This is a genomic window from Pseudomonas sp. SIMBA_068, assembly GCF_046534705.1.
GTDB lineage: Bacteria > Pseudomonadota > Gammaproteobacteria > Pseudomonadales > Pseudomonadaceae > Aquipseudomonas > Aquipseudomonas putida.
The window spans coordinates 1-263 of sequence record NZ_JAWRYI010000756.1; the positions used below are offsets into that span (position 1 = coordinate 1).

1 protein-coding gene is annotated in these 263 nt (G+C 63.1%); it reads right to left on the reverse strand.

Features of this window, described 5'->3' with window-relative positions; genetic code table 11:
- The coding region (locus SB756_RS31305) for a fimbria/pilus outer membrane usher protein (protein ID WP_410913397.1) at positions 1–263 on the reverse strand (263 nt) is incomplete at both ends.

A 263-nucleotide genomic window follows, 5' to 3' on the forward strand; every position in this document is an offset into this window, starting at 1 on the left:
GTCGGTGCCGGCAAAGGTCTTGGCATACAGCGCGCGCAGGCTGTTGCCCTGGGTGGTTTGCCCCCGTGCCTTGCTCGATGAGTGCGTGACATCCAGCGATACCGCGCCCAGTGCGGTGTTTTTGCCGGCTCCCAGAGATAGCGCGTTGTACGCCTCGCTGGCTTGTACACCGACGATGCCGCTCAGGCTGCTGGTCAAGCCATATGCCACGGTGCTGCTGACAAATCGGGGAGTCGCCAGGCCCTCGGCATTGCTCTTGAACG